This window comes from Rhodococcus sp. NPDC076796, assembly GCF_040702765.1.
GTDB lineage: Bacteria > Actinomycetota > Actinomycetes > Mycobacteriales > Mycobacteriaceae > Rhodococcoides.
Window position 1 is genome coordinate 434,554 of the sequence record NZ_JBFBMS010000004.1, and the last position, 13,848, is coordinate 448,401.

The following is a 13,848-nucleotide window of genomic DNA, read 5'->3' on the forward strand; positions in this document are numbered from 1 at the left end:
CGCGCGTCATCACTTTAAAGTGATGACGCGCGTCATCGGATGCCGCGCTCGTGGGAGGGGTCCAACAGGATGCATGTACACAATGTGGTGATCATCGGCAGCGGTTTCGGTGGCCAATGCGCAGCCAAAGCACTGCTCGATCGAGGGATCGACGACTTCGTCATCCTCGAGAGGCGTCCCTTCCTCGGTGGCACATGGAAGCAGAACCGATACCCGGGCGCAGCCGTCGACGTGCAGAGTCCGCTGTACTCGATCGCGTCGGAACCGTTCGAATGGTCGCGCATGTTCGCCGAACGCGAGGAGCTCGAGCGGTACACCGACCATGTGCTCGAATCGAACGGTCTGCCTGCTCGAACGCATGTCGACACCGACGTCCGGAAGATCGAATGGGTGGGAGATCACTGGCTGATCTCCACCTCACGCGGTGACTACGCCGCCACGTTCGTCGTGAATGCGTCGGGCCCGCTCAGCACGCCGGTAATTCCGCCGTTTCCGGGGCGAGAGACATTTCGCGGCAAGCAGTTTCACACCAACGACTGGGACACCGCGTACGACCATGCCGGCAAGAGGGTGGCGATCGTCGGCAGCGGTGCCAGCGCCGCACAGGTGATCCCCGCGATCCAACCCGATGTGGAGCAACTGCACGTCTTTCAGCGCACCCCGCACTGGGTGATGCCGCGCCACGATCGCGAATTCACGGCGCTCCAGCGAAAGCTGCTGCGTATCGAACCGATTCGCAGGGCGGTTCGCGCCGGCATCTACTGGACCCTCGAGACCCGCATCATCGGGTTCAAGTATTCACGGACGATGCTGAAGGCCGTGGCGCAGCGAACTGCGGTGAAGCACATCCGGTCTCAGGTCTCGGATCCCGAGCTTCGAGCCAAGGTCACCCCGGACTACACCATCGGGTGCAAGCGGGTACTGCTGTCCAACACGTTGTATCCCGCGCTGGGGAAATCGAACGTCACCCTGCACGACAAGAACGACGGCATCGCCGAGATCACCGAGACCGGAATCGTCACCACCACAGGCGAACACGTCGACGTCGACCTTCTGGTGTGGTCCACCGGATACGACGCCACCGACGGAGTCATCTCGTACCCGGTGATCGGCCGAGACGGCCGGGCCCTGTCCGACGTCTGGGATCCCTATCCACGTGCCTACCTCGGCACGACAGTTCCCGGATTCCCCAACCTCTTCGTCGTCACCGGACCCAATACCGGAATCGGGCACACCTCCGCGATCTTCCTGATCGAGGCGCAGATGGAGTACATCGTGCGGGCCGTCGACGCCGTCCGGCAGAGCGGGGCACTGGCGATCGAGGTCACTGCAGATGCCGAACAGGCCTACACCGACAAGATTCACCGCGAGATGGAAGGCACCGTCTGGAAGGACGGCGGCTGCCACAGCTGGTATCAGTCCAAGTCCGGGCACGTCGTGGCCATGTTCCCCGGTTTCAGTTTCACCTTCCGTCGGTGGGCCAAGCGTTTTCGTCCGCAGGAGCACCACATTCACTTCGCGCCCACCGATGCGATCACGAAAGACGAGGTGTCGGCGTGAAGGATCATTCGGGCCAGGTAGCGCTGATCACGGGAGCGGCAGGCGGCATCGGTTCCGCCGTCGCGTCGGCGCTGCATCGACGCGGTGCGTCGATCGTTCTCGTCGACATGAGATCGACCGACCTCGAGTCCGTGGCGGCGAAACTGGGCAACCAGCGCGTGGCGATCGCCTACGCGGACGTCACGGTGCGGGAGCAGCTGGACGCGGCCGTCGCGACCGCGATCGAGACCTTCGGCACGCTCGACATCGTGATGGCGAATGCCGGAATCTCCAGCGGTGCACAGGCATCGACGGTCCGCTCCGTCGAAGACGGTGTCTTCGAGAGGGTCATCGGCGTCAATCTCGTCGGCGTGTGGAACACCGTTCGTGCTGCCCTGCCGCACATCGTCGAATCCGGCGGATACGTGTTGCTCACCTCCTCGACGTACGCGTACCTCAACGGGCTGGCGAACGCGCCGTACGCGGCATCGAAGGCAGCCGTCGAACAACTCGGGCGAGCTCTGCGTCTCGAGCTGGCTGGTACGAAGGCGACGGCCGGAGTGCTGTACCCGGGGTGGGTTGCGACACCGATCGCCGAGGTGGCGTTCGGCGGCGACGACATCGCGACCGCCATGATCGCCCGGGCCTTTCCCGGTCCGCTGCTACGTCCGATCACGCCGGACCAACTGGCTCGCGCAGCAATTCGAGGGATCGGCCGCCGAGCCTCGCGCATCGCCGCACCCGGTCGGTGGATACCGATCTCCGTATTGCGCGGCATCGTCAACCCGATCCTGGACGCCAAGATGGAACGCGACGCCGAATTGATCCGCCTGACAGGCGAACTCGACGCTCGGCACCGATGAGCGAAGTCGAGACCTCGGGTCGAGCGTACGGCGGTGAGAGTGCTGCTGATCGCGACGACCGCAGGCGCAGACAACTGTTGGACGCGGGTCTTCGGGTGTTCGGCAGCGTCGGCTATCGAGCTGCCACCGTTCGCGGATTGTGCCGCGAGGCCAAGGTCGCCGACCGTCACTTCTATCGGCAGTTCGACGGAACCGAGGACCTGCTGCTCGCGGTCTACGGCGAATGTATTGCCCGCCTGAATGATTCGGCCGTGGAGGCGATGGCCGAGGTGGATCCGCGCAGTGATGTCCGGGCCGTCGCGGTGCAGGTGCTCGATTCCTTCTTCGAGGTGATCGAGGACCCGCACCTGGCCCGAGTGGTGTGGTTGGAGGTACTCGGGGTCAGCCCCCGCGTCGAGCAGACGTATCTGGCGGTGATGCACGAGTTCGGTGCACTGCTGCTCGCCTACCTCCGCACGTTCGCAGGGGACGTCTCGTCGGGACCGGATCTCGATGTCGATCTGCTCGCGACCGCGGCCATCGGCGGCATCAGCCACACCGCCATGACCTGGTATCTCAGCGGCTACGCTGCAGAGCGCCGAGTCGTCGTCGCCACCCTCGCGACACTGCTGGGCAGTATCGTCGAGCCGCTGGCAGCGCAATCGGTGCGTCGTGAGCCCTAGTTCAGCGGCACAACCCTTTTCAGGAACGCGAGTTGTTCTTCGATGATGGTCGGGAACAGCGGCTGCACGTAGGGGTCGAAGTGCCCACCCTTGTGGATGTGCACGGTGGCGTCGGGGATCTTCGCTGCGACCTTCACGGTGACGTAGGCCGGTGTGACGACGTCCTCGGACATGATCTGCAACAGAACCGGGCACGTGATGGACGATGCCGTGCGACCCGGCGAGTACAGCCCGATACGCAGAAGAATCCGTGCTGCAACGGTTTCCGGGTAGTCGCCGTCCGTCAATCCGGATTCGGCGAGGAGGAGGTCGCGGCCGGGGACGGCGTCGGGTGAGGTCATGACGGCTCGATCGCCGGGGTTGCCGACCGAGTCGATGTACAGGGGTGATCTCCCGCGCAACGCGCGGATCTGGTCGATCACCGCCGACGGGGCCAGCTTGACGGTGCGCCGAAGTCCGGTCGCGCGCACGGCTGCTGGTCCGTCCACATGCGGGATCTGGGCGATGACAGCGGCGAAGTTCTCCCCTGTGCCGGCCCGGGTGAGCACGTGTCCGCCGGCGAAGGAGGTACCCCAACCGACGATGCGATCCGAGTCGACGCCGTCGAGTGTTCGGGCGTAGGCGACGGCGTTGCGCCAGTCGACGAGTTGCTTGCCGATGTCGAGCAGCTGGCGCGGCTCACCGTCGCTGTCACCGAAGTGGCGGTAGTCGAAGACCAGAACCGCGTAACCGGCGCGGGCGAAGATCTCCGCGTAGGCGAAGAGGCGAATGACACGTGGAGTGCCGAAACCGTGGGCCATGACCACGGCCGGGGTATCGGCGGTGGCTCCGGTCGGCCGGTACACGGCTGCGGCGCAACGGACTCCCTCCGATTCGAACCATTCGTCGGTTCGGGTGTATTCGGGCTGGTCGTCGGCGCTCATGTCGGTCGTCCTTCGTCGGATTCTTGATCGGCATTCAAGAAAATAGCATTATCTTGAACCTCGATCAAGATACGATGATCGAATGCCGCGCAACCGCCGACCCGTCGACCGAGCCGAGAAACGCTCCGAGATCGTGGACGCCGCTCGATCGTTGTTCGTCGACGACGGCTACGAGCACACCCCGATGGGGCGAATCGCCACCGCTGCCGGAGTGACCACCAATACGATCTACTGGTATTTCGGCGACAAGGACGAGTTACTCGTCGGGGTGCTCGACGACATTCACACCGAGGCTCTCGGTCGATTCGGTGCTCTCGCGGGGCATCCGGTGAACGAGCAGGTCCTCTGGGTGGTCGAAGAGCTCGAGAGGTATCACCGGCTGGTCGACACGGTCCACGCCCGCACGTCCGCATCGGCGTGCATCGACAAATGGCACAACGATTTTCACGCCTTGTGGGAACAGTGGATCGCCGTCGAGCTACGCAGCGAAGGCGTGGACGATGCCGATATCGAACCGTCGACCCGAATGATCGTCTTCGTCATCGAGGCCATGCTGATGCACCCGCAGGACGAGGCGTCGAAACGGTCCATCATCGATCTGCTGTTCCGCAAGGTCGGCGTCTCGCGCTGACTACTCGTGGACGGTTGTGCGGTTCCGTCCGAGATTCTTGGACTCGTACAGGGCTCGATCGGCCCGACCGAGTGTGGTGCGGGCGGCCTCGGTGCCCTGCCTTCCCGCCACGCCCACCGAGATCGTCAGGTCCGGCGGAAGCTCGGCCCGAACGCGGTCGACGGCGTCGCTCAGCTCCGCGACCGTGCCGGACGTGCACAACACGGTGAACTCGTCGCCGCCGGAGCGGCTCAACAGATATCTCGGCGGTAGGCATCGACGAAGTGCAGCCGAGACGACTTCGAGCGCGTGGTCGCCGGCTGCGTGCCCGAAGTCGTCGTTGATCACCTTGAACCGATCGATGTCCACCACCGCGATGGCGTCGATCTTTCCGCTCGTCACCGTTCCCGGCCGCGCGTCCAACTCGCGAGTGAGGCTTCGCCGATTCGCCAGTCGGGTGAGATCGTCGATCTCGGAGGTCGATGCCACGCTCTGCACCCACGCAGCGGAAATGGCGACCGCGACCAGCACGAGCTCGGCGTTGATCACCAGAACTGGGTGCAGGTCTCCCACAGCGAGCCCCAGGTACGCAATGTAGCTTGCATTGAGAACCGTTGTACGCCAGGCGATACGGTTGGGCAGGACGATGAATGCCGGCGTCACCAACAGTAGCTGGAGGAAAATCCCGGACAGCGCTGCAACCTCGTCGCCCGCAGCAGTACAGAACAATGCGATACTCGTCAGGCCCGACAGGTGCATCGTCAGATACAGACGACGGGAGAGAACAGGTGCTCCAGCGATCATGTAGACGCCTATTCCGCACCACAGCACGCCCAGCAGGGCCAGGACCGGCTGGGCCCGCGTCGACGCCCCGAGCACGGTGACGACACCTACCAGTCCACTGACGAGGCAATTGACCCCGGACGTTCGGGCCACCGACGCCGGGGAATACTGCCAGCCGCTGTTCACGAAATCGAACTCCTCGCGCAGATCCCCACGACCTCGGGAGAGCTTAGCGTCGAGCCTGGACGTGGTGCTGGGCAGTGTCGGTGCTGCCACGTGCTCGCGGGGCCATCAACTCATCAGCGCACCGCGAGCTCGTCGGCCAACACGGCGCGACCGGCCGCGACGATGGCGGTCAGCTCCTCGAGGTGCGGGGCGCTGATGTCCACCAGCGGTGGGCGAACGGGGCCTGCCTCGATGCCCTCCATCGTCACGCCCGCCTTGATGAGTGAGACGGCGTAACCGGGGACCTTGTCGCGCAGACGAACCAGCGGGTGGAAGAACTCTCGAAGCAGTGCGGCTGTGAGCTCGTCGTTGCCGCTGTCGAGCGAGCGGTAGAACGCCAGTGCCAGCTCGGGCGCGAAGGCGAAGGTCGCCGAGGAGTACAGCGTGACACCGATGGCTCGGTACGCCTGCTGCGAGACCTCCGCCGTAGGCAGGCCGTTGAAGAACTGAAAGGGCTTGCCCGACGTTTCCAGGGCGTCCAGCACCGCGCGGACGATGCGGCCGACCTGATCGAGATCTCCTGTGCCGTCCTTGAATCCGACAACGGTGGGCAGCTGCGCTACCTCGACGGCCGAGTCCTCGGTGAAGCGGGCGTTGCCGCGGTTGTAGACGATCAACGGCAGATCGGACGCGGCGGCCACGGCCTTGGTGTAGTTGACCAGACCGGCCTGCGGCATCGTCACCAGGTAGGGAGGGAGCAGGAGGATGCCGTCGGCTCCGTTGGTCTTCGCACTCGCGGCGAACGCCTTTGCCTGCGCAACGGATCCGCCCGCACCGGCGTACACGGGCACGCGACCCGCGACGACCTCGACTGCGGTACGCACGATCCTGCCGAACTCTTCGCCTTCGAGAGCATGGAATTCGCCTGTGCCGCAGGCGACGAACACTCCACCCGGCCCGGCGTCGACACCCTTCGCGATGTGGGCGGCGAGTAGGTCGTAGTCGACCTCACCGGCGGCGGTGAACGGGGTGACGGGGAAGAACAGGACTCCGTCGAGCATGGGGGTCTCCTCGTTGAACTAGGTGTGGGTGAATCAGTCTTGGATGAGCTGGCCGTCGATGCGGCGGAAGATCCTGTCGGGGTTGCCGTCGGCAATTGCGCTGGGCAGCAACGATGTCGGCACGTCCTGGTACGACACGGGACGCAGGAAGCGCTCGATTGCGAGCGATCCGACCGAGGTGGTGCGGGAGTTGGAGGTGGCGGGGAAGGGGCCGCCGTGCACCATTGCGTGGCCGACCTCGACGCCGGTGGGCCATCCGTCGAAGAGGATGCGGCCGGCCTTGAGTTCGAGAACCGAGAGGAGCTTGCCTGCCTCGGCGTGATCGGACTCGTCGGCGTGAACCGTGGCGGTGAGCTGGCCTTCCAACAGTGCGGCAACGTCGCGTACCTGCTGAGCGTCTGTGCAACGAACGATGAGACTCGAGGCACCGAACACCTCGGCCTGAGCAGCCTCGGAGGTGAGGAACGTATCGGCATCGGTACCGAACAGTGCGGCGCGACAGGCGTTCGGGGCGTCGGAATCCGATCCTCGCGCAACCACGGTCACCGCGTCGGACAGGGTGGTGACGCCGTCGGCGTAGCTGGACGCGATGTTCGGGGTCAGCATCGTGGTGGGCGAGGACTGCTGTACCGCGGCGCTCGCTGCGTCGGTGAAGGACTGCAGCCCCGGACCGTCCGCTGCGATGACGAGGCCGGGGTTGGTGCAGAACTGGCCCGAGCCCATCGTCAACGAGGCGACGAACGCGCGGCCGAGTTCGGCACCGCGGGTGGCGAGAGCTCCGTCCATGACGAACACGGGGTTGATGGAACTCATCTCCGCGTACACCGGGATGGGCTCACGGCGACCGGCTGCGGCGGCGACGAGAGCCGTTCCACCCGAACGCGATCCGGTGAATCCTACGGCCTTGATGCGCGGATCGGTGACCAGCGCGGTACCGAGTCCGCGACCGGAGCCGAACAGCAGAGAGAATGTGCCCGAGGGCATTCCGGTGGACGCGATGGCGTCGGCGATGGCTCGACCGACCAGCTCGGACGTTCCCGGATGGGCATCGTGTGCTTTGACCACTACGGGGCATCCGGCCGCGAGGGCGGAAGCGGTGTCGCCGCCGGCGACGGAGAAGGCGAGCGGGAAGTTGCTGGCTCCGAACACTGCGACCGGGCCCAACGGGATCTGCCGTTGGCGGATGTCGGCGCGGGGGAGTGGTGTGCGCTCGGGCTGTGCCGGGTCGATGCGGGCACCGTTCCAACTACCCTCGCGCAGAACGGAAGCGAACAGGCGCAGTTGTCCGGTGGTGCGGCCGACTTCGCCGGTGATGCGGGCCAGCGGCAGGCCCGACTCGGCGACGGTGCGCGCGATCAGAGTGTCGCCGAGAGCGGCGATGTTGTCTGCGATGGTCTCGAGGAACTGAGCTCGGGTCTCCGAGGAAGTGGCTCGGTAGTCGGCGAACGCTTCGGCCGCTGCCGCACAGGCCTTGTCGACGTCGGCGTTGTCTCCGTGCCCGTAGGCGGGTTCGAGGTTTTCGCCGGTGCTGGGGTCTATTCCGTGAATGTGCGTTCCTGTACCGAACACCGGGACGCCGGCGATGATCATCCGGCCGGTGAGGTTGGTGGACTGTGTCGTCGACGCTGTCATTGGGGGTGACTCCTCGGGCTGTAGTGCGGTGCTTGCTGTGACGCCAGGGTGTGAGCTGGCCCGTAGCCACTACGTTAGGAGGCCGATTGATTCATGTCCAAGTCAAAATATGCTGTTGTCGATCCAATATAGGTATCGTTAAGTGCCTGAGGCAGTGGTGTGGTTGTGTGCCCCAGGCGGCACATAAGCGCATCCACTGCGCGTCAGCGAACTCCCTCGGCGCGCAGTTCTCGTGCCCAGGCGGCGGCGTGTTCGGTGAGCACCCCGGCGATACGTTCCAGTTCGCCGGGGTAGGAGGCGACCTCGGCCGGCATCGAAACGCTCAGCGCATCGGTAGCGGGGATCCGATACGGCACGACGGTCGCGATGCACACGACGCCGACGGTGCCCTGCTCCTGCTCGAGCGACCAGCCGCGCCTGCGCACCTGAGCGAGTTCGGCGATGAGGGCATCTCGGTCGACGATGGTGTTCGCGGTGTATCGCTCGAGCTTCTTCGGAAGTAGCGTCGTCACCTCGTCGGTCGTCAGCTCGGCGAGCAGTGCTTGCCCGAGGGCGGTGACGTGGCACGGCAACTTGCGTCCGACGCGGTGCATGCGACGCACCTCGAGCTTGGAACCGCGGCTGGCGAGGTAGATGACGCAGTCCTCGTCGCGTCTGGCGAAGTGCACGGTGTGCCGCACATCGGAGCGCAGTGTTTCGAGCACTGCCGCGGCTCGGCCGACGACGGAGTCCTTGTCGAGGTAGGACGTGCCGGTGAGCAGGGCGTGGGTGCCGATGCCGTACCGCGAGCCGGACTCGTCGGCCTCGATCCAGCGCAGGTCCTTGAGCGTCCGGAGCAGGGCGTGCAGACTCGACCGTGGGTACCCGCAGGCCTCCTGGAGCTCGCCGAGACTCATACGCGTGGGGGACGCCGCCAGGGTCTCGAGGATGTGGATCGTGCGTTCGGCCGACTTCACCGGCTGACTATCCGGCGCAGCTGTGGCCGTGACATCGTTCACCATGAAGACAGTGTCCCTCATGATGAACGATGTTTCATACGCGGACACCGATATTGTCGACGGCCATCAGTACTCGGCGATCAGATTGTTCGAGATGTACTCGAGGTCGATGTCCTCGCCCAGGCCCGGACAGGTCGGCATCTGCACCATTCCGTTCGCGTCGATCGGGTCGACGATGGACTTCAGGTGTGGGGGCACCCAGTCGTAGTCCACCAGCGGATGCAGCAGGCCGCGCTCGTACCACTGGATGTTGGGGGCACCGCCGACGAGCGCCAGATTGGGCGCACCGTTGCCGTGGATCTCGCACTCGAGCCCGAACCCGTCGGCCATGTGCACCGTCTTGAGTGCAGGCGTGATGCCGCCGCCGTTCATCGCGCCGACACGCAGGATGTCGCATGCCTCGTCGGCGATCCAGTCCGCCCGCGAACGATGCCGACCGGGAGTGGTCTCCGGGCCGATCACCGGAGTGTCGATCTGATTCGCCAGCCATTTGTACGAGCGCATCGAGAACTCGTCCATCGGCTCCTCGAACCAATCGAACTTCAGCGCGTCCAGTTCGCGGCCGAGCTTGAGCGCATCGCTACGCGAGTACCAGTGATAGCCGTCGAGCATCAACGAGAACCCGGGCCCGACGGCATCTCGCACCGCGGCGCAGGCCTCGATGTCCCTGGTGAGGCTCGGTGCCCCTTCGAGCGGCGGCATCCAGGTGTGCAGTTTGATTCCCTGGTAGCCCTGATTCTTCAGCGCCACAGCGAAATCCGCGTACTCCTGTGGGCTCGACAGTCCGCCCTCGATGGTGTCTCCACACATGGTGCTCGCGTAGGCCTTGACCTCGCTGCGGGCCCCGCCGAGCAGCTTCCACACCGGGGTGTCGAACCGGTTGCCCGCCAGATCCCACAGTGCCTGATCGAGGTAGCTGCAGGTGTGCTCGGGGAGCTCGACGGCTCTGGTGCGCTGTCGGATCGCGAACTTGCGGTCCATCTCCTCGCGGTGCAACGGGTCGGTGCCGATCATGACCGGTCGGAAGTGTTGCTCCACTTGGTCTTCGCGCAGGTAGTTGGGCTTGCCCAGGACGTAGCCGCTGACGCCGTCGGAATCGGTGATGCGCAACAGTGCCTGGGTGGTCGGGACGGACGGTCCGGGGTGTCGATGCCCGTAGGAATCGACGGCGGTGCGCGCCTCGGTCTTGAAGACCTGGACGGCAACCTCGGTGATGACGCTGGACATGGCTGTGAATCCCCTATTTACCCTGTCGGGCATCGTATTTGGCCTTGGAGCGGTCGAGCTTCTCGGCGAAGTCGTCGGCAAAGTCCTGAGCGCTGAGTTGCCCGATGAGGACCTTCTGCCACTGGCCCAGCATCTGAACCTGAACGATCTTGCCGAAATCCGGCAGGTAGTCCGGTGGGGTGACCAGCACCGTCTCCGGATCGTCGAGGGCGGCCTGAGCAGCTTGCACCGACGGCATCGCCTGGAAGGCGGGAGCGGAGCGAGCGGCGGCGTTGACCGGAATCTGACCCACGTTCTCGTTCCAGTAGGCCTGCGATTCCGGCGAGGTCATGAACTCGAGGAACTTCCAGGCCGCAGCCTGATGCTTGCTGCTCTTGAACACCGTGTAGGACGGGAACGGGTCCGTCATCACCGTACGGACACCGTTGTCCGCGCGGGGCAGTGCGACGGCACCGACGTTGTCGCCGAGCGCCTTACGGTGATTGCTCAACGATCCGAGGTTGTGCTGCATCATCGCCACCGAGCCACCGCCGAAGCTGGCGACCATCTGCGGGAAGCCGTTGTTGACGTCGGCGGTGGGGGTGTCCACGTCGTACAGGGCGGCGAAACGTTCGATGGCCTGCACCATCTCGGGCCGGTTGACGGTGGATTCGCTGCCGTCGAAGAAGTTGTCGATGCCGGTGGTGGCGAACATGTGCTGCAGCAACGGGTAGATCGAACCGGCACCGCCTCGGATGGTGAACCCGTAGCGGCCATCGGACTTGTCGGTCAGTTCGTCTGCAGCGTCGTAGAATTCGTCCCACGTCTCCGGAGGCTCGATGCCGGCCTCGTCGAACCAATCCGCCCGATACCACAGCGTCGCGTTGTTGCTGGTGAACGGCAGACCGTACAGGTTCTCACCGCCACCGGACTCCATCGCCGACTCGATGATCTTCGGGTCGTACTCGCCGCGCTGCGGAGAGGACGCCATGAAGTCGTCGAGCGGAATGACGGCATCCTGCGCGACGAGAGGCGCCAGATATGCGGTGGACACGATCCCCAGATCGGGTGCCGACCCACCGGCGAGAGCCGTCTGATACTTCTGCTGAGCACTGTCGGATGGTAGCCCGACGTACTGGATGTCGATGCCGGGATTGACCTCCTCGAAGCGTCGAATCAGTTCCTCGTACAACGGGGTTCGATCCGGTCCGGCATTGTTGTCCCAGAAGGTGAGGGTGCCACTGTTCGGATCTCCGAGTTCACCGTCGGGCAGTGAGGTCTCGGAACTGCAGGATGCCAGCACCAGCGTCGCGACCGCGCCGACGAGGGTGGTGCGCAGCAGGGTGCGTCGATTCATGTCGATTCTCTTTCCGTGCGTCATGATCAGCCCTTGACCGCGCCGGCGCTGAGGCCCTGGACGAGGTACTTCTGGATGACGGCGAACACAGCGACCACCGGTACCGCGGCGATCAGACCGCCGGCCGCGAGGACGCCGAAGTCGACGTTGTAGGAACCGATCGTGTAGCTCAATCCGACTGGGAGGGTGAACTTGTCCTGGCTGCTGATGAACATCAGGCCGAACAGGAAGTTGTTCCAACTGCCGATGAACGCGAAGGAACCGACGGCGATCAGGCCGGGGCGCAGCAGCGGCAGCATGATGATGCGGAAGGCCTTCAGGCGCGAGCAGCCGTCGACCATCGCGGCCTCCTCGAGTTCCACGGGAATCTGAGAGATGAAGCCGGCCATCAACATTGCCGCCAGCGGCAGTTGGAAAACGGTGTCGGCGACGATGAGGCCGAACAGGTTGTTCACCAGTCCCATCTCGCGGAACACCTGGAACAGCGGGATGAGCAGCATCGCACCGGGCACGAACTGGCTGCACAGCAGGGCCATCACCAGGGGTATCTTGGCGCGGAACTTGAAGCGTGCCAACGCATAGCCGGTCGCCAGTGCAACGAAGGTGGTGAGCACGAGAGACAGGCCGGCCACGATGAGGCTGTTCTTGAAGAAGAAGCTGAAACCGAGTGTGTTCCAGACGGTGTCGAAATGGTCGAGCGTGATGGGCCAGGGGAGCATCGAATTGGAACCGGCGGGCCGGAATGCGAAGACGATCATCCAGTAGAACGGGACGAGGGTGAAGAGCAGGTAGACGGCCAACGGAAGGCCGACGCTGAACACGCGGGGCTTGGTGCGATGCACGCGCACCTTCTCGGAGTGGTCCTGCGGCGGCGTGGTCACGACGGGACGATCTGCGGTAGTGGTCATGTGCGTCAGGCCTTATCGCTGTTGAATTTGCTGAGGCGCAAGTAGAGGATCGAGCAGAACAGCAGGATGACGAAGGCCACGGTGGTCAGAGCCGATCCGTATCCGAAGTCCTGCGCGGTGGTGGCGAGCTGAGAGACGTAGAGCGGCAACGTCGTGGTGACGTCGGCCGGTCCGCCTGCGGTGAGGGTGTACAGAAGATCGACGTTGTTGAACTCCCAGACCCCGCGCAGCAGGGTCGACAGGATGATCACGGCCTTCAGGTGCGGCAGTGTCACAAATCGGAAGCGCTGCCAGCGGTTCGCACCGTCCACGTTCGCTGCCTCGTACAGGTCCTTGGGTGCACTCTGCAGTTCGGCGAGGATGAGAATGGCGAAGAACGGAACACCGCGCCAGAGCTCGGCGACGCTGGTGGCCCAGAACGCGGTGTCCGGATCTGCGATCGGTGCGGCGGTGCCGTCGCCGATGCCCATGTCTCCGAGTAGTTTGAACAACCCGGTCGACGGGTTGTAGATCAGCAGCCAGATACCGGTGGTGAGCACACCGGAGACGGCCCAGGGAGAGAACACCAGGGCTCGGGCCAGTCCGCGTCCACGGAAGACCTCGTTGACCAGCAGAGCCAGTCCGAGGCCGAGGATCAGCTGGAACACGACCTGAACGCCGACCCACTTGGCGGTGACGAGCAGGCTGTTCCAGAACAGGTCGTCGGCGAACATCAACTTGAAGTTCTCGAGGCCGGCGAAGCCGTTGTCCCACGGCGTCGTCGGGTTGTAGAACTGCAGGCTGTAGTAGAAGACACTGCCGACCGGGTAGAAGATGAACACGGCGAGCAGGATGACGACCGGTGCGATCAGAATGTACGGGGCCGAGATGCGGCGCTTGCGTTTCGGCCGGACGGGAGGGACGGCCGAGCTCTGCGCACGGGTGCCTCCCGACCGGGGTGGTGTGGTGGTGACCATGGGGGACGCTCCGAAGCGTTCGGGGCCGGATCGGGGAGCCGGCGAGTGGGTCTGGCGGGTTCTTCCGGCCCTGAGGAGCCGGGCTGTGGAAAGTCTGTGCTGTTCACATATCTGAACTGTCGTCTGCTATGTGAATTTCTGGACCAACTATGACGGCAGTCACAAGCGCTGTCAAGCATGGCCGG

The 13,848-nt window shown here is 64.6% G+C and carries 13 protein-coding genes; 4 read left to right on the forward strand and 9 right to left on the reverse strand.

What is annotated here, in order from left to right:
* Positions 1-69: 69 nt before the first annotated feature.
* From AB0366_RS16065 to AB0366_RS16075, 3 genes are read left to right on the forward strand one after another with little or no spacing between them, the layout of a single operon-like run.
* Positions 70-1,560 carry an NAD(P)/FAD-dependent oxidoreductase gene (locus AB0366_RS16065; protein WP_366244793.1) on the forward strand — a complete coding sequence of 497 codons (1,491 nt, stop codon included), beginning with the start codon at positions 70-72 and terminating at the stop codon, positions 1,558-1,560.
* Positions 1,557-2,402 carry an SDR family NAD(P)-dependent oxidoreductase gene (locus AB0366_RS16070; protein ID WP_366244794.1) on the forward strand — a complete coding sequence of 282 codons (846 nt, stop codon included), beginning with the start codon at positions 1,557-1,559 and terminating at the stop codon, positions 2,400-2,402. Before AB0366_RS16065 ends, AB0366_RS16070 begins: the two co-directional genes overlap by 4 nt.
* Positions 2,399-3,064: a TetR/AcrR family transcriptional regulator gene (locus AB0366_RS16075; RefSeq protein ID WP_366244795.1), complete on the forward strand. Its 666-nt coding sequence runs from the start codon at positions 2,399-2,401 to the stop codon at positions 3,062-3,064. The genes AB0366_RS16070 and AB0366_RS16075 overlap by 4 nt, the downstream gene beginning before the upstream one ends.
* Here AB0366_RS16075 and AB0366_RS16080 read toward each other — a convergent pair.
* Positions 3,061-3,987: an alpha/beta hydrolase gene (locus tag AB0366_RS16080; protein WP_366244796.1), complete on the reverse strand. Its 927-nt coding sequence runs from the start codon at positions 3,985-3,987 to the stop codon at positions 3,061-3,063. The two genes, AB0366_RS16075 and AB0366_RS16080, sit on opposite strands and share 4 nt — an antisense overlap.
* Before the next feature lie 82 nt (positions 3,988-4,069).
* Here AB0366_RS16080 and AB0366_RS16085 point away from each other — a divergent pair, with 82 nt between their 5' ends.
* Complete coding sequence (locus AB0366_RS16085) at positions 4,070-4,618, forward strand: TetR/AcrR family transcriptional regulator (protein ID WP_366244797.1); 549 nt, start codon at positions 4,070-4,072, stop codon at positions 4,616-4,618.
* Here AB0366_RS16085 and AB0366_RS16090 read toward each other — a convergent pair whose 3' ends face one another.
* The 8 genes from AB0366_RS16090 to AB0366_RS16125 form a co-directional block, all read right to left on the reverse strand.
* A complete protein-coding gene (locus tag AB0366_RS16090) occupies positions 4,619-5,566 on the reverse strand; it encodes a GGDEF domain-containing protein (protein WP_128644753.1) in 948 nt (315 codons plus the stop codon).
* 113 nt (positions 5,567-5,679) lie between these two features.
* Entirely contained in the window at positions 5,680-6,606 is a 927-nt protein-coding gene (locus AB0366_RS16095) for a 5-dehydro-4-deoxyglucarate dehydratase (RefSeq protein WP_366244798.1), read from the reverse strand.
* A 33-nt stretch (positions 6,607-6,639) separates the two neighbouring features.
* Complete coding sequence (locus AB0366_RS16100; RefSeq protein WP_366244799.1) at positions 6,640-8,238, reverse strand: aldehyde dehydrogenase (NADP(+)); 1,599 nt, start codon at positions 8,236-8,238, stop codon at positions 6,640-6,642.
* Positions 8,239-8,441: 203 nt separating this feature from the next.
* Positions 8,442-9,257: an IclR family transcriptional regulator gene (locus AB0366_RS16105; protein ID WP_366244800.1), complete on the reverse strand. Its 816-nt coding sequence runs from the start codon at positions 9,255-9,257 to the stop codon at positions 8,442-8,444.
* Between the two features lie 45 nt (positions 9,258-9,302).
* Positions 9,303-10,463 carry an enolase C-terminal domain-like protein gene (locus tag AB0366_RS16110; protein WP_366244801.1) on the reverse strand — a complete coding sequence of 387 codons (1,161 nt, stop codon included), beginning with the start codon at positions 10,461-10,463 and terminating at the stop codon, positions 9,303-9,305.
* Positions 10,464-10,476: 13 nt separating this feature from the next.
* Positions 10,477-11,799: a sugar ABC transporter substrate-binding protein gene (locus AB0366_RS16115; protein WP_259468071.1), complete on the reverse strand. Its 1,323-nt coding sequence runs from the start codon at positions 11,797-11,799 to the stop codon at positions 10,477-10,479.
* Positions 11,800-11,825: 26 nt separating this feature from the next.
* The gene (locus AB0366_RS16120; protein ID WP_037171070.1) at positions 11,826-12,707 is read right to left on the reverse strand and encodes a carbohydrate ABC transporter permease; all 882 of its coding nucleotides are present in this window, start codon (positions 12,705-12,707) and stop codon (positions 11,826-11,828) included.
* Between the two features lie 5 nt (positions 12,708-12,712).
* Positions 12,713-13,663, reverse strand: coding sequence for a sugar ABC transporter permease (locus AB0366_RS16125; protein ID WP_094630578.1), 951 nt, complete (start codon positions 13,661-13,663; stop codon positions 12,713-12,715).
* Positions 13,664-13,848: the final 185 nt, after the last annotated feature.

What these genes read in the sequence shown, in the direction of transcription:
- AB0366_RS16065 (WP_366244793.1), top strand. Translation starts at nt 70, where the DNA reads ATGCATGTACACAATGTGGTGATCATCGGCAGCGGTTTCGGTGGCCAA.
- AB0366_RS16075 (WP_366244795.1), top strand. Translation starts at nt 2,399, where the DNA reads ATGAGCGAAGTCGAGACCTCGGGTCGAGCGTACGGCGGTGAGAGTGCT.
- AB0366_RS16080 (WP_366244796.1), bottom strand. Translation starts at nt 3,987, where the DNA reads ATGAGCGCCGACGACCAGCCCGAATACACCCGAACCGACGAATGGTTC.
- AB0366_RS16085 (WP_366244797.1), top strand. Translation starts at nt 4,070, where the DNA reads ATGCCGCGCAACCGCCGACCCGTCGACCGAGCCGAGAAACGCTCCGAG.
- AB0366_RS16095 (WP_366244798.1), bottom strand. Translation starts at nt 6,606, where the DNA reads ATGCTCGACGGAGTCCTGTTCTTCCCCGTCACCCCGTTCACCGCCGCC.
- AB0366_RS16100 (WP_366244799.1), bottom strand. Translation starts at nt 8,238, where the DNA reads ATGACAGCGTCGACGACACAGTCCACCAACCTCACCGGCCGGATGATC.
- AB0366_RS16105 (WP_366244800.1), bottom strand. Translation starts at nt 9,257, where the DNA reads ATGAGGGACACTGTCTTCATGGTGAACGATGTCACGGCCACAGCTGCG.
- AB0366_RS16110 (WP_366244801.1), bottom strand. Translation starts at nt 10,463, where the DNA reads ATGTCCAGCGTCATCACCGAGGTTGCCGTCCAGGTCTTCAAGACCGAG.
- AB0366_RS16115 (WP_259468071.1), bottom strand. Translation starts at nt 11,799, where the DNA reads ATGAATCGACGCACCCTGCTGCGCACCACCCTCGTCGGCGCGGTCGCG.
- AB0366_RS16120 (WP_037171070.1), bottom strand. Translation starts at nt 12,707, where the DNA reads ATGACCACTACCGCAGATCGTCCCGTCGTGACCACGCCGCCGCAGGAC.
- AB0366_RS16125 (WP_094630578.1), bottom strand. Translation starts at nt 13,663, where the DNA reads ATGGTCACCACCACACCACCCCGGTCGGGAGGCACCCGTGCGCAGAGC.